The sequence below is a fragment of the Bradyrhizobium sp. ORS 375 genome (assembly GCF_000239775.1).
GTDB lineage: Bacteria > Pseudomonadota > Alphaproteobacteria > Rhizobiales > Xanthobacteraceae > Bradyrhizobium.
Window position 1 is genome coordinate 1 of record NZ_CAFI01000301.1, and the last position, 23,951, is coordinate 23,951.

General features: G+C 66.2%; 23 protein-coding genes. 5 read left to right on the forward strand and 18 right to left on the reverse strand.

Annotated elements, in window-relative coordinates; translation table 11 throughout:
* Positions 1-162: 162 nt before the first annotated feature.
* The gene (locus tag BRAO375_RS22300; RefSeq protein ID WP_009029704.1) at positions 163-1,764 is read right to left on the reverse strand and encodes an FAD-binding protein; all 1,602 of its coding nucleotides are present in this window, start codon (positions 1,762-1,764) and stop codon (positions 163-165) included.
* Between the two features lies 1 nt (position 1,765).
* Entirely contained in the window at positions 1,766-3,427 is a 1,662-nt protein-coding gene (locus BRAO375_RS22305; protein ID WP_009029705.1) for an acetolactate synthase large subunit, read from the reverse strand.
* 152 nt (positions 3,428-3,579) lie between these two features.
* On the opposite strand from BRAO375_RS22305, the gene BRAO375_RS22310 reads away from it, so the two are divergent.
* Entirely contained in the window at positions 3,580-4,638 is a 1,059-nt protein-coding gene (locus BRAO375_RS22310; protein WP_009029706.1) for a LysR family transcriptional regulator, read from the forward strand.
* A gap of 22 nt (positions 4,639-4,660) precedes the next feature.
* Here the strand turns inward: BRAO375_RS22310 and BRAO375_RS22315 are convergent, their stop codons facing one another.
* The 11 genes from BRAO375_RS22315 to rpoZ all read right to left on the reverse strand — a co-directional run bounded on the left by BRAO375_RS22315 (position 4,661) and on the right by rpoZ (position 14,628).
* Entirely contained in the window at positions 4,661-5,071 is a 411-nt protein-coding gene (locus BRAO375_RS22315; protein ID WP_009029707.1) for an ACT domain-containing protein, read from the reverse strand.
* 10 nt (positions 5,072-5,081) lie between these two features.
* Positions 5,082-6,068 (reverse strand): glutathione S-transferase family protein, encoded by a 987-nt coding sequence (locus tag BRAO375_RS22320; protein WP_009029708.1) that lies wholly within the window; start codon positions 6,066-6,068, stop codon positions 5,082-5,084.
* 18 nt (positions 6,069-6,086) lie between these two features.
* Positions 6,087-6,833, reverse strand: a complete 747-nt coding sequence (gene recO, locus BRAO375_RS22325) for a DNA repair protein RecO (protein ID WP_009029709.1) — start codon at positions 6,831-6,833, stop codon at positions 6,087-6,089.
* A 252-nt stretch (positions 6,834-7,085) separates the two neighbouring features.
* Positions 7,086-7,466, reverse strand: a complete 381-nt coding sequence (locus tag BRAO375_RS22330; RefSeq protein ID WP_009029710.1) for a hypothetical protein — start codon at positions 7,464-7,466, stop codon at positions 7,086-7,088.
* A gap of 2 nt (positions 7,467-7,468) precedes the next feature.
* Entirely contained in the window at positions 7,469-8,395 is a 927-nt protein-coding gene (gene era, locus BRAO375_RS22335) for a GTPase Era (protein WP_009029711.1), read from the reverse strand.
* A complete protein-coding gene (gene rnc / locus BRAO375_RS22340) occupies positions 8,385-9,461 on the reverse strand; it encodes a ribonuclease III (RefSeq protein WP_009029712.1) in 1,077 nt (358 codons plus the stop codon). The genes era and rnc overlap by 11 nt, the downstream gene beginning before the upstream one ends.
* On the reverse strand, positions 9,458-10,219 hold the full coding sequence (gene lepB, locus BRAO375_RS22345) for a signal peptidase I (RefSeq protein ID WP_009029713.1): 762 nt from the start codon (positions 10,217-10,219) through the stop codon (positions 9,458-9,460). Before lepB ends, rnc begins: the two co-directional genes overlap by 4 nt.
* A gap of 286 nt (positions 10,220-10,505) precedes the next feature.
* Positions 10,506-10,925, reverse strand: a complete 420-nt coding sequence (gene acpS / locus BRAO375_RS22350) for a holo-ACP synthase (protein WP_009029714.1) — start codon at positions 10,923-10,925, stop codon at positions 10,506-10,508.
* Positions 10,922-11,689: a pyridoxine 5'-phosphate synthase gene (locus BRAO375_RS22355; protein ID WP_009029715.1), complete on the reverse strand. Its 768-nt coding sequence runs from the start codon at positions 11,687-11,689 to the stop codon at positions 10,922-10,924. The genes acpS and BRAO375_RS22355 overlap by 4 nt, the downstream gene beginning before the upstream one ends.
* Before the next feature lie 78 nt (positions 11,690-11,767).
* Positions 11,768-14,065, reverse strand: coding sequence for a RelA/SpoT family protein (locus BRAO375_RS22360; protein ID WP_009029716.1), 2,298 nt, complete (start codon positions 14,063-14,065; stop codon positions 11,768-11,770).
* A gap of 170 nt (positions 14,066-14,235) precedes the next feature.
* Positions 14,236-14,628, reverse strand: a complete 393-nt coding sequence (gene rpoZ / locus BRAO375_RS22365; protein WP_006612728.1) for a DNA-directed RNA polymerase subunit omega — start codon at positions 14,626-14,628, stop codon at positions 14,236-14,238.
* Positions 14,629-14,987: 359 nt separating this feature from the next.
* On the opposite strand from rpoZ, the gene BRAO375_RS22370 reads away from it, so the two are divergent.
* Both BRAO375_RS22370 and BRAO375_RS22375 read left to right on the forward strand, forming a co-directional pair.
* Entirely contained in the window at positions 14,988-15,644 is a 657-nt protein-coding gene (locus BRAO375_RS22370) for a LabA-like NYN domain-containing protein (protein ID WP_009029717.1), read from the forward strand.
* The gene (locus tag BRAO375_RS22375) at positions 15,625-16,329 is read left to right on the forward strand and encodes a uracil-DNA glycosylase (RefSeq protein ID WP_035641649.1); all 705 of its coding nucleotides are present in this window, start codon (positions 15,625-15,627) and stop codon (positions 16,327-16,329) included. The genes BRAO375_RS22370 and BRAO375_RS22375 overlap by 20 nt, the downstream gene beginning before the upstream one ends.
* 144 nt (positions 16,330-16,473) lie before the next feature.
* On the opposite strand, the gene BRAO375_RS22380 is transcribed toward BRAO375_RS22375, so the two are convergent.
* From BRAO375_RS22380 to dapA, 4 genes are read right to left on the reverse strand one after another with little or no spacing between them, the layout of a single operon-like run.
* A complete protein-coding gene (locus BRAO375_RS22380) occupies positions 16,474-17,058 on the reverse strand; it encodes a peroxiredoxin (protein ID WP_009029719.1) in 585 nt (194 codons plus the stop codon).
* 56 nt (positions 17,059-17,114) lie between these two features.
* Positions 17,115-17,588 carry an SsrA-binding protein SmpB gene (smpB, locus tag BRAO375_RS22385; protein ID WP_009029720.1) on the reverse strand — a complete coding sequence of 158 codons (474 nt, stop codon included), beginning with the start codon at positions 17,586-17,588 and terminating at the stop codon, positions 17,115-17,117.
* A gap of 1 nt (position 17,589) precedes the next feature.
* Positions 17,590-18,006, reverse strand: a complete 417-nt coding sequence (gene mscL, locus BRAO375_RS22390; RefSeq protein ID WP_009029721.1) for a large conductance mechanosensitive channel protein MscL — start codon at positions 18,004-18,006, stop codon at positions 17,590-17,592.
* A gap of 39 nt (positions 18,007-18,045) precedes the next feature.
* On the reverse strand, positions 18,046-18,936 hold the full coding sequence (dapA, locus tag BRAO375_RS22395; RefSeq protein WP_009029722.1) for a 4-hydroxy-tetrahydrodipicolinate synthase: 891 nt from the start codon (positions 18,934-18,936) through the stop codon (positions 18,046-18,048).
* Positions 18,937-19,326: 390 nt separating this feature from the next.
* On the opposite strand from dapA, the gene BRAO375_RS22400 reads away from it, so the two are divergent.
* Complete coding sequence (locus BRAO375_RS22400) at positions 19,327-21,594, forward strand: lytic transglycosylase domain-containing protein (RefSeq protein WP_052536121.1); 2,268 nt, start codon at positions 19,327-19,329, stop codon at positions 21,592-21,594.
* Positions 21,595-21,706: 112 nt separating this feature from the next.
* Here BRAO375_RS22400 and BRAO375_RS22405 read toward each other — a convergent pair whose 3' ends face one another.
* Positions 21,707-23,236 (reverse strand): porin, encoded by a 1,530-nt coding sequence (locus BRAO375_RS22405; RefSeq protein WP_009029724.1) that lies wholly within the window; start codon positions 23,234-23,236, stop codon positions 21,707-21,709.
* 523 nt (positions 23,237-23,759) lie between these two features.
* Here BRAO375_RS22405 and BRAO375_RS38400 point away from each other — a divergent pair.
* Positions 23,760-23,951: hypothetical protein (locus BRAO375_RS38400; RefSeq protein ID WP_210161272.1), on the forward strand; the 192-nt coding region annotated here is incomplete at its 3' end.

A 23,951-nucleotide genomic window follows, 5' to 3' on the forward strand; every position in this document is an offset into this window, starting at 1 on the left:
CCGAGATCGACGCCCACGGCCATCTCGCCCAAGCAACGACGGCCTGTGGGTATGGATTCCGGGCTCGCCCTGCGGGCGCCCCGGAATGACGTGTGGAGAGATCAAGCCGCTCACAAGCGACGCGCCTGTGTTGCGGAACATCGCCCGGCGTCGCCGTGCTCCTCACATGGCCCGTACCGCCGCGCGCGCGGTCAGAATGCAGCCCGGCAGGAAGGTGCCCTCCAGCGAGCGCTTGCCGGAGGCGCCGCCGCCGCCGAAGCCGGCGGCTTCGCCGACGGCGTAGAGGCCGCTGATGGGAACGCCCGCCGCATCGAGCACCCGGCTGTGCAGATCGGTCTTGAGGCCGCCGAGGCTCTTGCGGGTGATGAGCTGCATATGGATGGCGATGTACGGCCCTGCCCCGCTCATCTGCAGCGGCGCGGGCTTGCAGGTGCGGAGCTTGTCCGGCCCCCACTGCCGTGCGTGCAGGATGCGGCGCAGCTGATCGTCGTTGAAGAGCTTGTCGCCATTCTTGAAGTTGGCGTCGAAGGCGTCGGCGGTGGCCTGCAGCACCTCGGGCTTGACGTCGTCCGTGCCGGTCAGCGCATTCATCTTCGCCGCGAGGCCGGTGAGCGTCTCATCCACCAGGAAGTGCCGGCTGTCGCGCTGCATCTGCCGGACCAGGCGGTGGTTGCCGAGCAGCGTCTCCTTGAGGAACATCGGCATCTGCCGGTCGCGGATGCGCGGATTGTGCTCGGCGCCTGAGATCGCGAACTCCTTCGCGGCGATGCGCCAGTTCAACAGATGCCAGGTATACGGCTTCTGCTGCGCCGCGACGCGCTGGCAGAGATCATGGGTGTCGAAGCCGGTGACGAGCGGCTGGGGGCCGATGCGCTCGCCGCGATGGTTGAGCCACAGCGCCGATTTGCACGGCACCAGCGACAGGCCGTGGCCCTCGAAACGCGGGAACGGATGCGGGATGCCCGCGGCGTAGTTCCACATCTCGCCGGCATGGGTGATCTCGGCACCGAGCGTCTGCGCTGTGTGATGATGCAGCTTGCCGTCCGCGAACGGATGCGCGCCGTTGAGCATGGTCGCGGGCAGCGGCCGTCCCTTCGACCAGTTCGCCCGCGCCTCCGCGTGGCCGCCATTGATGCCACCCATCGCGAGCACCGTGAGCGACGCGGCGATGCGGGTCTCTGCCCCGGTCTCTTCGTTCACCGCAACCACGCCCGATACCGCGCCTCCAGCAGGATCGAGGCTGACGACGCGGTGACGATGCAGCACGGTGAGCCGCCCGCCGCTGCCGGCCGCGCGCATCGCCTCTATCATCACGCGCGTGAGCCGCTGCGAGGTGCCCCAGACGATATGATAGCGTGGCAGCGCATTGCCGTCGCCCTGCAGGCCGCGCTCAACCCAGTTCACCGCCGGCATGAAGGTCACGCCATGCGACAGCAGCCAGTCGTAGACCTCGGCGCGCGAGTGCTCGACGTAGTAGCGCGCCCATCGAAGCGGCCAGTGCTCGCTTGCGTCGAGCTCGCCGAACCTGATCCAGTCACGCAGCGCGATCTCCGGCGTGTCCGGGATCTTCATGCGCGCCTGCAAGGGCGTTCCGACCAGCGCCATGCCGCCGAACGCCCACAGCGCCAGCCCGCCAAAGCGCTCCGGCGTATCGCGATCGACGATCGTGACCGACTTGCCGGCGCGCAGCGCTTCCAGCGCGGTGACGATGCCGGCGAGGCCGCCGCCGGCGATGACCACATCTGACTGCAGCGGCACGCTCATGTCACGGCGCGATCTTGCGCTTGAGCATGCGCGCCACCGGCAGCGGCACCCGGTCGAGCGATCCAAGCAGATGCGGCAGCAGCTTCAGCTTGAGCCCGGTCAGCGCCGGCGGCACCATCGCCTCGATCAGATGCGGTCCCGGCCGCTCCAGCGCGCCCTTCAGAGCGCAGGTGAACTCGTCCGGCGTGGTGACGCGGGTGGCGCGCACGCCCATGCCGTCGGCGATCTGCGCGAACTTCAGCACCGGTCCATGCAGGTCGAGCTGCGCCCGCGCCTTGGGCCCGATCTTCTCGGCGCCGACCCGCTCCAGCTCGACATTGAGCACCGAGTAGGAGGCGTTGTTGAAGATCACGGCGGTCACGTTGAGCCGCTCGCGCGCGATCGTCCACAGCGACTGGATCGTGTACATCGAGCTGCCGTCGCCGATCAGCGCGATCACCGGCCGGTCGGGACAGGCGATGGCGGCACCGATCGCGTTCGGCAGCCCCTGGCCGATGGCGCCGCCGGTCAAGGTGATCAGGTCGTGACGCGGTGCGCCGGCGGTGAACTTCGACAGCATCAGGCCGGAGCTGATCGCCTCGTCGACGATGATCGCGTTCTCCGGCAGCAGATGGCCGACGGCCTTGCAGACCTTTTCGGCGGTGAGCTTCTTGCCGCGCGGACGTCCGGGCTGCCACGGGGGCGCCAGCTCAGGCGTGGCTTGCTCGGCTTCGAGCACCTTGACCAGCTTGCCAAGGCTGCCGGCCGCGTCCTCGGAGGGCGTCGACAGCGTCAGCACCTTGCAGCCCTCGTGCGGAAGATAGCTTTTCTTGCCGGGATAAGCGAAGAACGACACCGGCGCCTTCGCATCGACCAGGATCAGCGTGTCGATCTCCTTGAGCTGGATCTGCGCCATCTCGGCGAGGTAGGCAATGCGCTCGACGCTCGGCAGGCCGGCGCCGCGCTCCATGCGGGTCGGGAACGTCTCGGCGAAGACCTTGACGCCGTAATTCGCAGCGATCCGCGCAGCCGCGAGCAGCGCCTCCTCCTGCAGCGCGGTGCCTCCCAGCAGGATGGCGCTGCGGCCGCCCGCCTTGATCGCTGCAGCGACCGCCCGCACGGCGGCCTCGTCGGCCAGCGGCGGCGGCTCGATCACCGGCGCGGGCTCGGGCACGCCGCCCTCGCCCCAGGACACGTCGGCCGGCAGGATCAGGGTCGCCACCTGGCCGGGCCAGGAGCACGCGGCCTTCACGGCCGCGACCGCATCGCGGCAGAGCTCGGAGGTCACCTGCGAGGTCCAGACGAAACCGGGCGAGACGTTGCGCGCGACGGTCTCGATGTCCGACTGCAGCTGCGCGTCATACTGGACGTGATGAGTGGCATGGTCGCCGACGATGTTGACGACAGGCACCTTGCCCTTGCGGGCGTTGTGCAGGTTGGCAAGACCGTTGCCGAGCCCGCAGCCGAGGTGCAGCAGCGTCGCCGCCGGCGAGCCGGTCATGCGCGCGTAACCGTCCGCGGCTCCCGTCGCCACGCCCTCGAACAGGCACAGCACGGCGCGCATCTCGGACGCGGAATCCAGCGCGGCGACGAAATGCATCTCCGACGTGCCGGGATTGGTGAAGCAGACCCGCACACCGGCGTTGGCCAGCGTGCGTATCAGGGCTTGTGCGCCATTGGGCATGAAGAAAGCCTCTTGCGGCGGGGATGCCGACGCCTGGCGCGACAAGACCCGCCTGTTCGGCATTTCCCCTGATTTGTTTCGGCTATTCTGGGATTGACCGTCCAAGAAATCCAATGAATTGTTATGCTTTTATCAATGAGCGGGGGTCATCGATGCACACGCCGACGTTGCGTCAGCTGCAGCAGCTGGTCTACCTCGCGGAAGAGCGGCATTTCGCCCGGGCCGCCCAGCGCGCCCATGTCACCCAGTCGGCCCTGAGCCGCAGCCTGCAGACCCTGGAGGACGAAGCGGGGATGCGGCTGTTCGACCGCAGCTCGCGCTCGGTCGAGATCACCGCGGTCGGCGAGCGGCTGGTGGCGCGGGCGCGCTCGCTGCTGTCGGGCGCCGACGATCTCGGCCGCGAGATGCGGCTGCTGCGCTCCGGCGACGCCGGCGAGGTGACGGTGGGCGTCGGCGCCTTCACGGGCCTCGTGCTGCTGCCGGATGCGATGGCACGGCTGTATGCGGAGCATCCGTCCGTGCGCATCAAGGTGGTGCAGGACAATTGGCGCGCCCTCATGGACGTGCTGCAGCAAGGCAAGCTTGATTTCTTCCTGGCGCACATCACCGACATCCGCACCGACGAAAGCCTGGACCTCGAGCCGCTCGGAAGTCTTCCCGGATATTTCTACTGCCGGCCAACGCATCCGTTGGCGGGTCGACGGCAGTTGTCGGTCCGCGATCTCGCCGGCCAGCACTTCGCCTCCGTCGCGCTGCCGCCGGACTTCAGCAGGCGGCTGGACGACCTGATCGCCGCGCCAGGAGGACGCGGCTTCGATGTCGCCCTCGAATCCGAGAATGCGGGCCTGCTGGTGGAAATGGCGGTCCGCTCGGATGTCGTGCTCGTCGCAGGAGATGCGGTTGTCACGCAGGAGTTGGCCTCCGGTCAGCTGGTCCGGCTCAATGTGGCCGAGCTGAAAGAGCCTCGCGCGTCCGACCTGCTGCTGGCGCAATTCGGCATCTTGCGCCTGAAGGGCCGGACTCTGTCGCCGGCAGCGCTGATGCTGATGGACATGGTGCGCGCGCAAGCCGCACGCATGCTGACGGGACCGCGCCGGCCGCCGGCGCCCCGCGCCGCACGCAACGCGCCTCGATCTCGGCCGAGCTCACGCAAGAAGCCGAGCACGCCGGCACGCAGCCGGTCACGCAATCAGACCAGGGGCAAAGCCTGACCGGGCCGCTGACGCTGCGCCATCATGGTCCGGCGGCGCTGCGCGACATCTCCTGCAGAACCCGCATCGCCTGCTCGGCCTGCGCTTCGGGTACGAACAGGTGATCATGATGAAACGCCGAGACCGCATTCACGCTGATCCCGGCGGCCGCCAGCGCCGTCGTCACCGCGGCGAGGAAGCCGACCGCGTCGAGCGCGGAGTGCACCGTCAGCGTGATCAGGCGCGAGGCGAAGCGATACGCCAGCCCTGCCCGCTCGGCGTCCTCGCGTCGGACGATGAGGGTATCGCCCTCGCACTCCCGGAACAGCATCAGCGGCGACAGCATCGCGGCCTTCGCGTCGCCGGCATTGAGCGTGCAGAACACGACGACGCCGTCCTGCAGCTCCGGCGACATCGTGCGCAGCAGCGTGTCGAGATCGCGATCGCCGGACACGGGACCTCGCTCAGGAGCCGGCCAGGCGGGCGCGGTCATGCGGCGCAGTGAAATCCTGCTGCGGCCCGACCGGGACGATGCCGGTGGGATTGATGGTACGGTGGCTCTCGTAATAGTGCCGCTTGATATGCTCGAAATTGACCGTCGCGGCGATGCCCGGCCATTGATAGAGGTCGCGCGTATAGGCGGCGAGATGCGGACAATCGGCGATGCGGCGGATGTTGCACTTGAAGTGCCCGACATAGACCGCGTCGAAGCGGATCAAGGTCGTGAACAGTCGGATGTCGGCTTCGGTCATGGTGTCGCCGAGCAGAAAGCGACGCGTCGCCAGCCGCTCCTCCAGCCAGTCGAGCGTTGCGAACAGCGGCGCGATGGCTTCTTCGTAGGCGGCTTGCGTGGTGGCGAAGCCGCATTTGTAGACGCCGTTGTTGAGCGTATCGTAGACGCGGGCATTGATGGCGTCGATCTCGGCGCGGAGCGGCAGCGGATAATAGTCGCCGCGACTGGCGCCGACACCGTCGAACGCAGAATTGAGCATCCGGATGATCTCGGAGGACTCGTTGTTGACGATGGTCCGCTGCGCCTTGTCCCACAGCACCGGCACGGTGACGCGCCCGGAGTAATGCGGATCGGCGGCGGTGTAGACCTGGTGCAGCAGCTCGGCGTGATTGATCTCATCGGCAACAACGCCGGGACCGTCGGCGAACGTCCAGCCCTGCTCGCGCATCAGCCAGTGCACGACGGACACCGAGATCATCCCCTCGAGTCCCTTCAGCGCGCGCATGATCAGGGTGCGATGCGCCCAGGGACAGGCGAGGCTGACATAGAGATGATAGCGGCCGGGCTCCGCCTTGAACCCGCCGGATCCGGTGGGGCCAGGCGTCCCGTCGGATGTGACGAAGCTGCGGAAAGCCGAGTCCTTGCGCACGAAGCGGCCGCCGGAGGCTGCTGTATCGTACCAGACGTCGTGCCATTGGCCGTCGACGAGCAGTCCCATGATGATTCTCCTCTGCGCTCAAGCTCGCGCCAGCCGCGCCCTCGCCCGCGCGACTGCGTTGATGAAGCCTTCACGCGCATCCGAATGGCCCTGCCCGCGCGGCTCGAGCACGTGGCGCAGCAGGAACAGGCCGGTGAGGCGGAAGCCATCGGCCAGATCCTGATCGGACCAGCCGTGATCCTCCTCGCTCTCGCGCAGGAATTGCGGCAATGGCAGCAGCCGGTCGGCCCAGGGCGCGCCGGCCGCGCGCGACACCGCGCCGCCGGATTTCGGCGAGACGTAGATCAGGTCAGTGGTCTCGCCGGTCGCCGCACAGGACTCCAGATCAAGGCCGAAACCGAGCTCGGTCAGGATCGCGAGCTCGAAGCGCACGATATGCACCGCGGCGCCGCCGGCATCTGCGAAGTCGTCGAGCGCATGTTCGAGCCGCAAATACATGTCCTCGTGCGGATCGCGTTCGGGCAAGAGCCGCGCCAACGCCGCCAGGTGAGTCACGCCATAGGCGCCGTGCGAGGCGGACATCAGCTCCGCGGCACGCAAAGTGAGCCCGTCGATGGCGTACATGCCGAGATGCTCGTCGAGCCGCGCCCGCCAGATCGCGCGCACCGTGTTGCCGGGCTGCAGCACCGGCCGCATGCGCTTGCCGCTGGCGCCGCGCACGAGCCCGAGATGCCGGCCATGCTCGCGCGTCAGCAACTCGACGACGGCGGAGGATTCGCCGTGACGCCGGATGCCGAGCACGATGCCGTCATCGGTCCATTCCATTGCGTGAGCCGTCTCATTCGTTCTGCAGTCACCCGGCGCCGCGTTAGCTAACAACAACCTAGCTCGGGCGCGCCATCTCCGCAAACACCGTCATTGCGAGCGAAGCGAAGCAATCCAGAGTCTCGACCGCGGCTCCTGGATTGTTTCGCTTCGCTCGCAATGACGGCGCTGAATTCAAAATGTACATCTCTTCAGCACGTACGTCGCGGTGGGCACGCTGCGCTTCGCCCACCCTACGCGACCACGCAACAGCTACGCGTCGAACCAGCCACGCGCATCGCCGGTGAACGAGTAGTACAGGCCGATCGTGGTCAGCGCGCAGGAGATGACCTCGATGCCGGCGTCGAGCGTCATGCCCCTCTGGCCGATCACCTGGATCAGTCCGATGTCGGACAGGACCAGCGCGCCGAGCAGCACCCAGCGCGGCCAGTTCTTGCGCCGCTGCGCCGCCAAATAGACGAAATAGAACAGCAGCAGGATCATGACGCCGCTGAAGATCGTCTGCTGCGTGATCATGGATTCGGTCATGTCGAAGGTCGGCGTGCGGTCCGATACGGCGACCGACAGCGCATCCAGCATCAGCGAGATGTAGAGCAGCACTTCGAACCACAACACGTTGCGCGGCACGCTCATCATCATTCCCTGGGGAACTCGAGCCCCATTTCCCGATAGCGGTCGGGATCGTCGCCCCAGTTCTCACGCACCTTCACGAACAGGAACAGGTGAACCGGCACGCCGGTGATCTCGGCGATCTCCTTGCGCGACTGGGCACCGATCGACTTGATCGTCGCGCCGCCCTTGCCCAGCACGATCTTGCGCTGGCTGTCCCGCTCCACGAAGATCGTCTGCTCGATCCGGATCGAGCCGTCCTTGCGCTCGGTCCAGCTGTCGGTCTCGACCGTGGACTGGTACGGCAGCTCCTGATGCAGATGCGAATAGATCTTCTCGCGGGTGATCTCGGCCGCGAGGTGACGCATCGGCGCGTCCGACATCTGGTCCTCGGGGTAATGGAACGGCCCCGGCGGCACCATCTCCGCCAGCGCGCGCCGGAGATCGTCGACGCCGTCGCCTGATATCGCCGAGATCATGAAGGTGCGCGCGAAGGACAGCTTCTCGTTGGCGGCCGCGACCAGCGCCAGCAGCTTTTCGCGCGGGACCAGGTCGACCTTGTTGACGACCAGGATCTTCTCGTGTGCGACCGAGGCCGCCTTGTCGATGATCACCTGCGCCTCGTCGTCGAGTCCCTTCTTGGCGTCGAGCAGCACGCAGACGAGATCGGCGTCATGCGCACCGCTCCAGGCCGTCGTGACCATCGCGCGGTCGAGCCTGCGCTTCGGCGAGAAGATGCCGGGCGTATCGACCAGAATGATTTGCGAGGCGCCTTCGATGACGATGCCGCGGATCAGCGCGCGCGTCGTCTGCACCTTGCGCGACACGATGGTGACCTTGGAGCCGACCAGCGCATTGACGAGGGTCGACTTGCCGACGTTCGGGGCGCCGATCAGCGCGACGAAACCGCAGCGGGTCGCGGCCGCCGGCCCGGGCTGCTGCTCAGCTGTCATTGCTGCCGCCGCTGACGCCTTCGCGTTCGATCATGACAGATGCTGCTACCTTTTCCGCCGCGCGCTTGGAGCCGCCCACGCCTTCGGCCGGCTCCAGGCCTGGCAGATCGACGGCGACGCGGAACTGCGGATCGTGATGCGGGCCGGTGCGCTCGACCTCGCGATACACCGGGGTCGGCAGGCCCTTGCCCTGCGCCCACTCCTGTAGCACCGTCTTCGGGTCGCGCAGCGGACGCCGCGGCTTGTGCATGCGCTCGGTCCAGTTGCGCTCGACGAAGCCGGACGCCGCGGCATAGCCGCCGTCGAGGAAGATCGCGCCGATCACCGCCTCGCAGACGTCGCCCAGGACAGACTTACGGAGCCGCGCGCCCGCCCCCGCTCCGACGGCGCCGAGCTTGATGTCGTCGAGCAGGCCGAGCGACTTGGCGACGTCGGCGCAGCTTTCCTTGCGCACGAGATCGGCCAGACGCTTCGACAGCTCACCCTCGTCCGCACTCGGGAACGAGCGATACAGCATGTCCGAGACGATCAGGCCGAGCACGTGGTCGCCGAGGAATTCGAGGCGCTGATAGCTGTCGCCGCGCTTCTTGGACGATTTCAGCGCCGATACATGCGTGAAGGCCGTGCTGAGCAGCGACGGATCGGCAAAGCGGTGGCCGATGCGCGCCTCGATCGCCGCGTTGGCGGCCTTCTCCGCGGCCTTCGCGCTCTTCGTCGCGCCGGTTCCGGCGCTCTTGGCTCGGCGGCCGCCCTTGGCCTTGCCAGACGGCTTGGCATCGGACTCCGTCTCCACGGCAGGCTCGGCGCCCGGTGATCCACCCTCCGCCGCCTCGACGACACCAGTCGCTTTCGCCTCGCCCCTGGCTTCGGTCTTCGCCTCCGCCTTGGGGGCGTCGGCCCTCTGCTCGATCTTGGGCTCGATCTTGGGTTCAACCTTGGGCTCGATCCTCGACTCAGGCTTCGGCCGCGCCGCGGCCTTGGGCGCGGCCTCGAGCGCGCCCGCGCCGGCTTGCGGGCCCTGCGCGGCGGCCTGTGTAGCCTGGATCTCGTGTGAGTCGTCGATCATCGCACGATCTTGAACAGACGTTCCCAACGGATGGACATCGGCCAGCGCCAGAACGCCCAGGCATGCTCGTTCTCTCGAATCGAGAAGAAGATCATCTGGGCGCGGCCGATAATGTTTTCGAACGGGACATAGCCGACCGCCGCCGGCACACGGCTGTCGGTCGAGTTGTCGCGGTTGTCGCCCATCATGAAGAAGTTGCCGGGCGGCACGATATAAGGATCCGTACTATCGTAAGGTCCATGGTCGAAGCAATCCAGCGTCTCGTAGCTGACGCCGTTCGGCAGCGTCTCCTTCCAGCGCTTCACCCGCGCGATCGAATCGGCGGTGCCGCAGGGATCCTCGCCGACGAAGTCGCTGAGGCGCTCGCGTTGGACGGGCACGTCGTTGATGTACAGCAGGCCATCGCGCATCTGGATGCGGTCGCCGGGCAAGCCGATCACCCGCTTGATGTAGTCGATCTCGGTGTCCTTCGGCAGGCGGAACACCACGATGTCGCCGCGGCGCGGCTCCGAGCCGAAGATGCGTCCCGAGAAGATGTTGGGCGACTGCGGAATCGAGAAATGGCTGTAGCCGTAGGAATATTTCGACACGAACAGGTAATCGCCGACCAGCAGCGTCGCCTTCATCGATCCCGACGGGATGTTGAAGGGCTGGAACAGGAAGGTGCGGATCACCAGCGCGATCAGAAGGGCATGAACGACGACCCGAACGGTTTCACCGAGGCCGCTCTCAGTCTTGGTTCCGGAGGTCACGCTCATGCTCTTTCACTGTCCCTGGGCGAATGGTCCGACGATTCGCCAGCCGTTGCATAACACCCCTCCGTCCGCGAACCACGTACCGTTCCGCGGGGTGAAGGAGTCTGTCCTGATTCTGGTGGTCAAGGCCAACTCCGGTTTGACCCAGAATCCGCCCTCGATGCTGCCGGTTCGATCCCGGCGGGTTTTAGACGACTGCGCGGGGCGGCGCAATCAAGGGCCGCATCAAAACAACATAACCATCTGGAATCAATTGCATTCTTGTTTTTCGGCCAAGCGCCAAGCGGGCTCAGGATGGTGCCCGGGGGACCGCCGAGATGATGACGAAGGCCTGCGCCAGCGGCCAGTCGTCGGTGATCGAGAGGTCGATCCGGGCCTCGTGTCCCGCCGGGATCAGCGCCTTCAGGCGCTCGGCGGCGCCCCCCGTGAGCTGCATGGTCGGCCGTCCCCCGGGAAGATTGACCACGCCCATGTCGCGCCACCACACACCCTGGCGGATGCCGGTGCCGAGCGCCTTGGAGCAGGCCTCCTTGGCGGCGAATCGCTTGGCATAGGTGGCGATCACCATCTTCTCGTTCTTCGCCCGCCGCTCGGCCTTGGCCCGCTCGGCGGCGGTGAAGATCCGATTGAGAAAGCGCTCGCCATGCCGCTCGATCACCTCGCCGACGCGGCGGATGTCGATCAGGTCCGAGCCGATGCCGATGATCATGCCGAGGTCCCCAGCCGGGCGCGTCCCCGATCCATCGCAGCACGCATCGTCCGCACGCTCTCGGGCAGGCCCACGAACAGCGCCTCGCCCATCATGAAGTAGCCGATGTTGAGCTCGACGATCTCCGGCAGCGCCGCGATCTGCTCGGCGGTGGCGTAGTCGAGGCCGTGGCCGGCATGGACCTCGAGGCCCGCGGCATAGGCCTGCCGGGCGCCTGCCACGATCCGCTGCCACTCCGCCGCAGCCTTGTCATGGTGGCCGTCGGTGATCGCATCGCACCAGCCGCCGGTGTGGATCTCGATGACGGGCGCGCGCAGCCGCGCCGCCATCTCGATCTGGGCGGGGTCTGCGGCGATGAACAGCGACACCCGGATGCCGGCTTCGCTCAGCCGGGCGATGGCGGGCGCCAGAGACTCGCGCTGGCCGACCACGTCCAGCCCTCCCTCGGTGGTCAGCTCCTCGCGCCGCTCGGGGACCAGGCAGCAGGCATGCGGCCGGGTCGCGAGCGCGATTCCCACCATCTCCTCGGTCGCCGCCATCTCGAAGTTCAGCGGCTTGGAGATCGCCGCCTTCAGGCGGGCCATGTCGTCGTCGCGGATGTGCCGCCGGTCCTCGCGCAGATGCGCGGTGATGCCGTCGGCACCGGCCTGGATGGCGAGCAGCGCGGCGCGCACCGGATCCGGCGTGCGGCCGCCCCGCGCGTTTCGCAGGGTGGCGATGTGGTCGACATTGACGCCGAGACGCAGCTTCGGGGGATGGGACATCGCGGGCTCCCGGGACTTCAAGTAGGATGAACAGATCTAGCGGATTGCCGGAGGAAACGCCGCCGCCAAACCCGCAGATTAGCCATTCACGCGGTCGACCCTCGCCACGATGGTCTTGGCGCGCAGCTGGTTGATGATCGCCGAGAGATGCTTGAGGTCGTAGACCTCGAGATCGATCGTGAGCTCCGTGAAGTCGGGCGAGCGGCGGCTCATGCTGATATTGTCGATGTTGCCATCATGCTCGGCGATGACGGTCGCCACCTGGGCCAGGCTGCCCGGCTCGTTGACGTTCTCGACCTTGATGCGCGCCGGAAAGCGCTGCGGCGTGGTCTCGTCGACGTCCCAGCGCACGTCGAGCCAGCGCTCCGGCTCGTCCTCGAAATCCTTCAGCGCCGGCGACTGGATCGGATAGATCGTGATCCCCTCGCCCGGCGTGACGATGCCGACGATGCGGTCGCCCGGCACGGCGCCGCCATTGGGCGCAAACTTCACCGGCAGGCCGGAGTTGAGGCCGCTGATCGGAATCGCGAACGCCCCGCGCGCCGGCTCGGCCGTCGGCGCCGCGGCCTTGGCAGCGGGCGCCGCCGTCTTCTTGGCGCCATAGCGCACGACGCGCTCTTCCTTGTAGTCCGGATACATCGCGCGGGCGACGTCGGAGGCCTTGATCTCGCCGCGGCCGACAGCGGCCATGACGTCCTCGATCGAGGCCCGCGCCAGCCGCGGCAGCGCGCCCTTGAGCTTGTCGTCGGCATATTCGAGCTTGGTGCGCTCGAACAGGCGCTCGACGATGCGCCGGCCGAGCCCGGCATATTGATCGCGCACCGCGGTGCGGGTGGCACGCCGGATCGCCGCGCGTGCCTTGCCGGTGATGGCCAGCGTCTCCCACGCCGACGGCGGCGCCGACTGCGCGTCCGAGGTCAGCACTTCCACCTCGTCGCCGTTCTGCAACTCTGACGAGAGCGCCGCGAACTTGCCGTTGATCTTGCAGCCGACCGCGCTGTTGCCGACGTCGGTGTGGACGGCATAGGCGAAGTCGATCACGTTTGCGTGGCGCGGCAGCGCGATCAGCTTACCCTTCGGCGTGAAGCAGAACACCTGATCGTGAAACAGCTCGAGCTTGGTATGCTCGAGGAATTCCTCCGGATTGGCGCTCTCGGAGAGAATGCCAATAGTGTGGCGCAGCCATGCGAATGCGTTCGATTCGCGCTTGAGCAGCTCGGTCGGCGAGCCGATGTCGTCCTTGTAGAAGGCGTGGGCGGCGATGCCGAGCTCGGCGATCTGATCCATGTCCTCGGTGCGGATCTGCAACTCGACGCGCTGCTTGCCGGGGCCGATCACGGTGGTGTGGATCGAGCGATAGTCGTTCTGCTTCGGCGTCGAGATGTAGTCCTTGAAGCGCCCCGGCACGACCGGCCAGGTCGTATGCACGATGCCGAGCGCGCGGTAGCAGGACTCCAGGTCCGGCATGATGACGCGGAAGCCGAAGATGTCGGACAGCTGCTCGAAGCCGATGGATTTGCGCTCCATCTTGGTCCAGATCGAGAACGGCCGCTTGCGGCGGCCGAACACCCGCGCGGTCAGGCCGTGGTCGCGGAACTTGCGCGCCAGCTGACTCTCGATCTCGCCGATCAGGTTGCGGTTGCGATCGGCCAGTGCGTCGAGCCGCTGCATCACCACGCCATAGGCCTGCGGATCGAGCGTCCGGAACGAGAGATCCTCGAGCTCCTCGCGCATCTCCTGCATGCCCATGCGGCCGGCGAGCGGCGCATAGATGTCGAGCGTCTCCTCGGCGATGCGGCGGCGCGACGCTTCCGGCACGAACTCCAACGTGCGCATGTTGTGCAGACGATCGGCGAGCTTGACCAGCAACACGCGGACATCGTCCGCAATCGCCAGCAGCAGCTTGCGCAGGTTCTCGGCCTGCTTGGCCTCGCGCGACACCAGCTCGAGCCGCTTCAGCTTGGTCAGGCCCTCGACCAGCGCGCCGATCTCGGGTCCGAAGAAGCGGTCGATCTCGGCGCGGGTCGCCTCGGTGTCCTCGATCGTGTCGTGCAGCAGCGCCGCGACGATGGTCGCGTCATCGAGCTTGAGGTCGGTCAAAATGGCCGCGACCTCGAGCGGATGGGTGAAATACGGGTCTCCGGAGGCGCGGGTCTGCGAGCCATGCGCCTTCATCGCGTACACATACGCGCGGTTGAGCAGATCCTCGTTCGTATCCGGATTGTAGGAGCGGACCCGCTCGACGAGATCGTACTGCCGCATCATGCGCGAGCGCGGCTTTGGCGGCCGCGGCCGCTCAGCCGGCAGCACCGGCGCCACCGCGGCCGATTCGGCCGCCGCCTGCATCTGCTGAGGAGTGTGGCCCGGAACCACCATGGAAAATGACTAAACCTTTATCTTTGGGACCGAATCCGCCGGGCGGCAGGGCCGCTGCCGCACCCTATGGTAATCACGAAACGACGCCCAAATGCAAAGGCCCGGACGAGGTCCGGGCCTTCACATTCGCACATGTTATTTCGGGCTGACGCCGACGGCGATAAGGATTGTCACTCGTCCTCTTCCGGCTGCTCCTCCGGCGGAGCAAGACCTTCGAGGCCCTTGAGCAGCTCTTCCTCGGTCATGCGCTCGACGGCGACCTCGGTGTCGTCGGCATCGACGCTGGCACCGGCGGAGCCGATCAGCGGCACGGTGTCGGGCTCCGGCTCGTCGACCTCGACGAACTTCTGCAGCGAATGCACCAGTTCTTCCTTCAGATCCTCGGGAGAAATGGTCGAATCCGCAATCTCCCGGAGTGCCACAACGGGATTCTTGTCATTATCTCTATCAATTGTAAGTTGTGAACCTGACGAGATCATGCGCGCGCGATGCGCGGCCAGGAGGACCAGGTCGAACCGGTTGTCGACCTTATCGATACAATCTTCCACAGTGACGCGCGCCATTGTCGCTCCGGTCCTTTGTGTGCTTAATATGCTGATTATGTTGGGCTAGTTATAGAGACTGACCGGTTTTCGCAAGACCAAACTGGCTGCCGGTCTCTTTAACCGGGCAACGGGTGCCGAATTCCGCATCCATGCTGACGGGCCGTCCCGAGCCGCAGAAGGTGGCTTTGGACAAGAAAACGCTTCATTGCGCGGTCACAAGTGCGCCTTTGTTGCCCCGATCACTCCCATTTGCGGTAACGTCACACCTGACGAACCGCACCCGCCTTGGCAGTATCCTTGGCAGTATCTTGAGATGAAATGCGCGACCCCACCCCATCGCGCCAAAAAACAGAAGCTAACTGAACGCGAGACACTGAATGTCATCTTCGACGAATAAGATTGCGCTCTTCATTGACGGCGCCAACCTATACGCAACAGCCAAGACGCTCGGCTTCGACATCGACTACAAGCGCCTGCTCAAGGAATTTCAGAGCCGCGGCACGCTGCTGCGTGCGTTCTACTACACGGCGATCATCGAGGATCAGGAATATTCGTCGATTCGTCCCCTGATCGACTGGCTCGACTACAACGGCTACACGGTCGTCACCAAGGCGACCAAGGAGTTCATCGACGCCAGCGGCCGCCGCAAGGTCAAAGGCAACATGGACATCGAGCTCGCGGTCGACGCCATGGAGCTCGCCGAGCACATCGACCAGATGGTGCTGTTCTCGGGCGACGGCGACTTCCGCTCGCTGGTCGAGGCGATGCAGCGCCGCGGCGTTCGCGTCACCGTGATCTCGACCATCTCGAGCCAGCCGCCGATGATCGCCGACGAGTTGCGCCGCCAGGCCGACGTCTTCACCGATCTCGTCGAGCTGCAGTCGAAGCTCGGTCGCGATCCGTCCGAACGTCCCGCCCCGCGTGAGCCGCGCCACCATTCGCCGCAATTCCTGCAGCGCACGACTGCGCCTGCCGCTCGCACGCCCGCGCCCACCACCACCACCACGTCCACCGATGACGATTTCGAGGACTAAGACGGTCCCGCGCGGCGCTCCAAAGACCGATTCGGCCTCACGTTCCTCAGCAGCACACCCGACCGATCCGGACCGCGACTGTCCGCTTTGTCCGCGCCTGGTCGATTTCCGCAACACGCAGCGGGCGCGCGAACCGTCATGGTTCAATGCGCCCGTGCCGTCGTTTGGAGATGCAGGCGCTCGCCTCCTCATCGTCGGCCTCGCCCCCGGCCTGCAGGGCGCCAACCGCACCGGCCGGCCGTTCACCGGAGATTACGCGGGCGAGCTGCTGTACGGCACGCTGCTGCAATACGGCTTCGCGAAGGGCCGGTTCGAAGCCCGTCCCGACGACGGGCTGACCCTGATCGACTGCCGGATCAGCAATGCCGTGCGCTGCGTGCCGCCGCAGAACAAGCCGCTGCCGGCCGAAATCAACCAGTGCCGCAGCTTCCTCGGCGCCAGCATCGCGGCGATGCCGCGCCTGCGCAGCATCGTCGCGCTCGGGCGCATCTCGCACGACACGCTGCTGAAGCTGCTCGGCCTGCGCGCCGCAGCGGCCCCCTTCGCCCATGGCGCCGTGCATCAAGCCGGCGGGATCAGGCTGTACGACAGCTATCACTGCTCGCGCTACAACACGAACACCGGCGTGCTCACGACCGAGATGTTTCACGCCGTCTTCGCGCGCGTGAAGGCGGAGCTGGATTAGTTCGCCCCGATCAAATCTCAAGCCTTCGTCATTGCGAGCGAAGCGAAGCAATCCAGGGCTGCGCACGGGACTCTGGATTGCTTCGCTTCGCTCGCAATGACGGAGGACGCCGCAGTTGCAGAGTCGAACGCTAACGGCCTGAATTCAGGGGGAGGCGACGCGATTATCCTTCAGCCATGCCAGCACGTCGGCCGCGTTCCGGTCCGGCGGGAACACCGGATAGAACGCGTGGCTGATGCGCGCATCGTCGATGATCAGGGCCAGGCGCTTGATCAGGGTCAGCCCGGCGATCTCCATGGTCGGCAGGCGCAGCGCCTGCGTCAGCGCGAGCTTTTCGTCGCACAGCACCGGGAATGGCAAATGCAGGCGGGAGGCCATCTCGGTCTGATAGGCATTGCTCTGCGTCGACAGGCCGAACACATGCGCGGCGCCGGCGGCCTTGAGCTCGCCGAACAGGTCGCGGAAGCTGCAGGTCTGCGGCGTGCAGCCGCGCGCGCCCGGGATCAGGTCCCAGTCCTCGACCAGAGAGACCTTGCCGGGCTCGCCGGTCCGCGGATAGGCGAACACGATCGTCCGGCCCGGCAGATCCGACAGTGTGACCAGAGTGTCGTCGGTGGCGCGCAGGCTGATCGCGGGGATCGTCGTGCCGACGAGATGATCAGCGGCACCATCGTCGATCGGCGCCGGAATGAGGCTCCAATCGACGTTCAACAGGTTCTTCTGGTTCATCGGCTCGCTTCCCTGGCCTGGACGCCGAGAAGAGCGCGGCAACGGCACAGGCCGCGTTATCCGCGCGCCCGCAGCAGCCGGCCCTTCTCGCGGCCCCAATCGCGCTTCTTCTCGCTCTCGCGCTTGTCGTGCAGCTTCTTGCCCTTGGCGATCGCAAGCAGCAGCTTGGCGCGGCCGCGCTCGTTGAAATAGAGCTTGAGCGGGATCAGCGTCATGCCCTCGCGCTCGACCGCGCCCATCAGCTTGTGGATCTGCTTGCGATGCAGCAGCAGCTTGCGGGGCCGCTTCGGCTCGTGATTGAAGCGATTGGCCTGCAGATATTCGGGAATGTTGGCGTTGATCAGCCAGATCTCGCCATCGCGGGAATCCGCATAGGATTCCGCGATGGTCGACTTGCCGCCACGGACCGACTTCACCTCGGTGCCGGTCAGCGCGATGCCGGCCTCGATGGTGTCCTCGATCGCGTAATTGAACCGCGCCTTGCGGTTCTCGGCGGCGACGGTGATCTTCGGCTCGTTCTTGTTCGCCACGTCAGGCTTTCTTCAGGAGATCCCTGATTTCGGTCAGAAGCTCGACCTCCGCGCTGGGCTTCGCCGGGGCCGCGGGCGCCGCCTCCTGCTTGCGCTTCAGCTTGTTCATGCCGCGGATGATCATGAACAGCACGAAGGCGACGATGAAGAAGTTCAGCGTCAGCGTCAGGAAGCTGCCATAGGCGAGCACGGCGCCCTGCTTCTTCGCGTCGGCCAGGTTGGTTGCATTGACCGCCTTGGAAAGCGGGATGAAGTAGTTCGAGAAATCGAGGCCGCCGGTGATCGCACCGATGATGGGCATGATCACGTCGCCGACCAGCGAGTTGACGATGGCGCCGAAGGCCGCGCCGATGATGACGCCGACCGCGAGGTCGACGACGTTGCCCTTCATGGCGAATTCACGGAATTCCTTCAGCATGTCTGTCTCCCCATCAGACGTGAAAAGAAACGGCTGGACTCAGTTGATCAGCCCCGCGTGAACCATCGCATCGCGGACGGCAATGCGGGTCGGCTCCGAGACCGGCACCATCGGCAGCCGCAGCTTCTCCTCAATCTTTCCGAGCAGCGACAGCGCGTATTTCACCGGCGCCGGGTTCGACTCGATAAACAGGTTGGTGTGCAGCGGCATCAGCTTGTCGTGGATCTTGAGCGCGGTGGCGACATCGCCCTTCTGCCAGGCGGCGTGGAACTCCGCGCACAGCCGCGGCGCCACGTTCGACGTCACCGAGATGCAGCCATGGCCGCCATGGGCCATGTAGCCGATGATTGTGGCATCCTCGCCCGACAGCTGGTTGAAGTCCTCGCCCAGCGCCGCGCGCTGCTGCGACACCCGCACCATGCTGGCGGTGGCGTCCTTGACGCCGGCGATGTTCTTGAGCTCGAACAGCCGCTTCATGGTGTCGACCGACATGTCGATGACCGAGCGCGGCGGAATGTTGTAGATGATGATCGGAATGCCGATCGCGTCGTTGATCGCCTTGAAGTGCTGATACAGGCCTTCCTGCGTCGGCTTGTTGTAATAGGGCGTCACCACCAGGACCGCGTCGGCGCCGGCCGTCTCGGCATGCTGGGCGAGCTCGACGGCCTCCTTGGTCGAATTGGAGCCGGCGCCAGCGACCACGGGCACCCTGCCCTTGGCCTCGGCGATGCACCACTCGACCACCCGTTTGTGCTCGTCATGGCTCAGCGTCGGGCTCTCGCCGGTCGTGCCGACCGGCACCAGGCCATTGGTGCCCTCGTCGATCTGCCAGTTCACCAGGCTGCGGAACGCGGCCTCGTCCACCGATCCGTTCTTGAAAGGAGTCACCAAGGCGGTGAAAGAGCCTCGGAAATTCGTCTTGGCTGCCATGAAACTCCCTCCCAACGCGCGTTGCCCCAGAGCCAAGCGCACTTCATACCGGGTCTGGACATCTGGCGGAAGGCCTGCCCTGGCGTCGGCTGCCTTCTCAACAGGCACGCGACGCGCCCGAATCAGTCGGAGCGGTCGCCTGTTCCAGCCTGCGCCGCAGGCCCTCAGGATGCTTGTGGCGATCTCCGGTCGCGCCGGAAGGCCGCACCGCCGCCCTTCGGTCGTGATTTTGCCGCGGTGTTGGCGCAGGTTGCAACCGATCCCGGTACATTTAGTATTTGTTCACCTTTTCGATAGACCAAGATCGTCAGGGATCGAAGTCACCCGCCGCAAAGGAACGCCGTGCCCTTGTCTGCCCGCGCTACCGCATTGCGATCGACCGCCCTGTCGATGTCTCTCTCGGTGTCCCTGGCCACAAGCCTGACACTGGGACTCACTCTTGGCGGAGATATCGCTCTCGCCAAGGACAAGGTTCCTCTGCCGAAGGCGCGTCCCATCGCGCGCAGCGCGGCTCCCGCCGCAACGGCAAGGGATACCGCTGAATCCAGGAGCAAGGTCGACGCCCGGGCCGAGGCCAAAGCCGATACCAAGGGTGATACCAAGAGCATCGCCAAGGGTCCTGCCGAGGCGCCACGGAGCGGCCCCCGGGATATCACGCCCAGCGCAGCGCCCAGCCTGCCGCCGCGCCAGCACGCGGCCTTGCCTGCGTCGCGCAAGCCGATCGCCCCCGCGGCGATCGCCGCAACGGCCTCGACCTCGCAATCGGACAAGGATGCGCTCGAAAACGTGATCGAGCTGGTGCGCAAGCGCAAACCTGATGACGCCACCCAGGTCGAGCAGGCGATCTCCGATCCGGTGGCACGCAAGCTTGCGGAATGGGTCATCCTGCGCAGCGACAACAACAACGCCACCGTCGAGCGCTACCGCTCGTTCATCGCCGCCAATCCGAGCTGGCCCTCGCAGACATTCTTGCGCCGCCGGCTGGAAGCGGCGCTGTGGGACGACAAGCGCGACGATTCCGTCGTGTGGTCCTGGTTCGAGAACGAATCGCCGCTGTCCGCCAAGGGCCGGTTTGCGCTGGCGCGCGTCATGCTCAACCGCGGCGACCGCGCCAATGCCGAGCGGCTGGTGCGCGAGGCCTGGCGCAACGACGCGATGTCCGAGGACACCGAGAACAACATCCTCGACCAGTTCGGCGCCCTGCTCTCCGGCGGCGACCACAAGGCGCGGATGGATACGCTGCTCTATGGCAGCGAGCACGAGGCGGCGCTGCGCGCGGCGCGGAGGCTCGGCTCGGGCCATGTCGCGCTGGCCAAGGCGCGGATCGCGACCTACCGCAAGGCTTCCAACAGCCGCGCGCTGCTTGACGCTGTCCCGCGCGAGCTGCATGGCGACGCCGGCTACATCTTCAGCCGCATCCAGGTGCTCAGGCGCGACGAGCAGTTCGCCGAGGCGGCGCAGCTGATGCTGAGCGCGCCGAAGGATCCGGGCCGCCTGCACAATCTCGACGAATGGTGGATCGAGCGCCGCCTGCTGGCGCGCAAGATGATCGACACCGGCGAGTACCGCAGCGCCTATCTGATCGCCCGCGACGCCGCGCTGCCGAACCGCGACATCTACAAGACCGAGCAGGAGTTCACCGCCGGCTGGATCGCGCTGCGCTTCCTGAAGGATCCGGCGACGGCGGCCCAGCACTTCGCCCGCATCGGCGTCGGCAGCGTCAACCCGACCACGCTGGCGCGCGCCGGCTATTGGCAGGGCCGCGCGGCGGAGGCGATGGGCCGGATGCAGGAGGCGCGCGCGGCCTACACGGCGGCAGCCGAGCAGTCGACGAGCTATTATGGCCAGCTGGCGCGCGCCAAGCTGGGCCTGCCGCAGCTCGGGCTCAATGCGGCGCCGGCCGGCCGCGGCCGCGGCGTGGAGCGCCTCGAAGTGGTCCGCGCAGTGCAGCTGCTGTATGATCTCGACGAGGGCGAGGTCGCGATCCCGATCTTCGCCGACATGGGCGACAATGGCGACCCGGACGTGCTGCTGGGTCTTGCCGAGGCCGCCGGCCGGCAAGGCGACGCGCGGGCGATGCTGCTGGTCGGCAAGGCCGCGCTCAATCGCGGACTGCCGTTCGATCATTACGCCTATCCCGTGAGCGGCATTCCTGCATTCCGGTCGATCGGGCCCGAGGTCGAGCAGAGCGTGATCTTCTCGATTGCGCGCCAGGAGAGCGCGTTCAACCAGGCGGTGGTGTCGCCGGCGCAGGCCTATGGGCTGATGCAGGTGACGCCCGATGCGGGCCGCTACGTCTGCAAGCGCGCCGGGGTCAGCTTCGACCTGAACCGGATGAAGACCGATCCGGTGTACAACGCCCAGCTCGGCGCGGCCGAGCTCGGCGGCCTGCTCGAGGACTACCGCGGCTCCTACATCATGACGTTCGCGGCCTACAATGCCGGCCGGGGCAGCGTGAGGAAATGGATCGAGCGCTATGGCGACCCGCGCGATCCCAATGTCGACGCGGTCGACTGGGTCGAGCTGATCCCGTTCGCGGAGACGCGAAATTACGTCCAGCGCGTGATGGAAAATCTGCAGGTCTATCGCGCCCGCTTCGGCGGCGGCTCGCGGCTGCAGATCGAGGCCGATCTGCGCCGCGGCGCGGTCGTCGAGTAGCGAGTAGCGAGTAGCGAGTAGCGAGTAGCGAGTAGCGAGTAGCGAGTAGCGAGACTGACCTTCGACAGTCAGTCAATTGCCATTCGCCACTCCCCTCCCTACCCGCTTCTCATCACCAGTTGCGCTGCGCGCGAAGCAGCAGCGACACCGAGTCCTGATCCTTCAGCTGATACGTCGTGGCCGGCTTGGCGACAGCCGCGACCGCCGGCGCATTCGCAACGCCCGCGAACTTCTGGTCGAGCCGGGTCCAGGCGACGTCCGCCGAGAAGGTCAGGTTCTTGACCGGCGTCCAGCGCGTGATCACACCCAGGGTCGAGATGTTGAAGTCCGGGTTGCAGTTCGCGCCGATGATGCCGAGAGCAACCATTCCGGGAGCGTTGCAGATCAATCCCTTGGCCGTGGCATTGTACCTGACCGCACTCCAGGAGCCGTAGACCGCCGTGTTCCAGAACGGGTCCCAATTGTGGGTGAAGGCGCCGCGGAAGCCGTAGGTCGTCGTCAGCTGCTGCTGGGTGCCCGCCCCGAACACCGAATCAGACACACCGGCAAAGCCGAGGCTCTGAAAGGCGCCAGGCAGGTTGGTGCCGCCATACATCGCGTAGTTGATCGGAGCGAGGCTCTGGAAGTTGTAGCGGCTGGCGCCGTTGGTGTAGACGCCCTGCAGGTTGATGGTGTCGCCCGGACCCGTCGGAATGTTCTTGATCGACAGAGCGAGCTGACCGGCGAAGCCCCATTTGTCCGCCGGATGCCCGGTGGTCTCGTTGGCGCCGAAGAAGGCGGCGTGATTGTCGTGCGCCGCGAAGGACGCCTGGAACAGGCCCCATGCCTGGTCGACGCGCACCATGCCGACGATGTCAGGCGCAACGTTGCCGCCGAAGTTCGAGGTGCCGTAGGCGCCGGTGAGCACGCCGGCGGCCGTCTGTCCCGCCGTATTCCAGATCTGCGACTGGCCGTATTGCGTCGCATCCTGGGCCGAGATCGCCGCCGTGATGCCGGAGCCGAAATCGGCGGTGTAGGTGAACTGGTTGACGCCGGTAATGGTGCCGCCGCCGCCGGTCAGGCCGTCGAAATTGTTGCCGGGATAGTTGGCCCAGGGCGCATCGAACTGCGACACGGCCTTACCCATCGTGAAGCCGGCGAACTGGATGAAGGCATAGAACACGCCGATGCCGCCTTGCGCGATGTTGCCATCGGCCTGCGCGCCCGGTGCGCCCGCCGTCGAATAGGCGGTGGCGCCGGTGGCGGAGCCGGTTCCGGCGTAGCTGCCCGACGTCCATTGGAAGACCGCGTCGAAATAGGTGCGGACGACGCCATACTCGGTTGCCGTGCGGGTATCGATGTTCAGGTCGGCGCGCGAGCGCGTCGTGTAGTAGTTGCTGAGGCGATTCCGCCCGCCAGCGACGCCGTTGACCGCATTCTGGAAGATCGTGTTCGTTCCGAAGGCCGCCTCGGCGCGCAGATAGCCACCGAGCTTGATGCAGGTGTCTGTGCCGGGGATGTAGAAGAATCCCGCGCCGTACATTGAGCAGACCCTCACATACTCGACCGCTTTGGCCTTGATCGGAAGGTCGGCTGCCTGAGCCCCACTCATGGCGAGCAAAGCCGCCGCTGAGCCCAGAACAAGGCTCCTCACAGTCTTCATACTAACCTCCAAATTGCTCACGTCAGACCACCCCCCTGAAGCAGGGGCGATTGTCCCCACCCGACGAGCCAGCTCATCTCCAGCGGTCTCACACTGACCGCCCATAGCGTTGCAGTCGGAACGATCCGGAGGCATTTTTTGTGTTTTATCGGACCATTCTCGTGACGCGCCGGATCACGCTTGTGGCCGTGCGGTGGCGCGACGAACGCCGGCAAGACGGTGCATATAAAGGTGCGTGATACCGCCGCGCGGGGCTCTTCGGCGTCGAATACGTGGCAGGAATCGAGCAGAACGGGTCTGGGCTCGGAACGGGACGCCGCCTTGGCGTCGACAAGTACGGCAAGCCAGGCCACCGCAGCGCCCTCGCCGTGGCCTTTGCCGAGGGGACGACGGCCGCGATCATGGCGGCAGACCAGGTCAGGCCGATCAGCGGATCGCCGGTGATGCGGTCCAGGCTTTCCCCGGGACGTGGCGGGCTGCGGCTCACGCATCTTTGAGACGAATCGCCACGACGCAGACGCGAATGAACCGTCAGGTGACGCACCTTGTCTCAAAGGAGCGGCACGATCCGATGATGGCGCCCGAAATTGTCGAGGGAGACGGTAAGAGCGAGGTGAGCGGGGGACAATCGCTGACAATCCCCAGCGGTGCCGGGCCTCTCAGGCAAAGAAAAACCCCCGGCAGTTGCCTGCCGGGGGCTCTTGATCCGATCAGA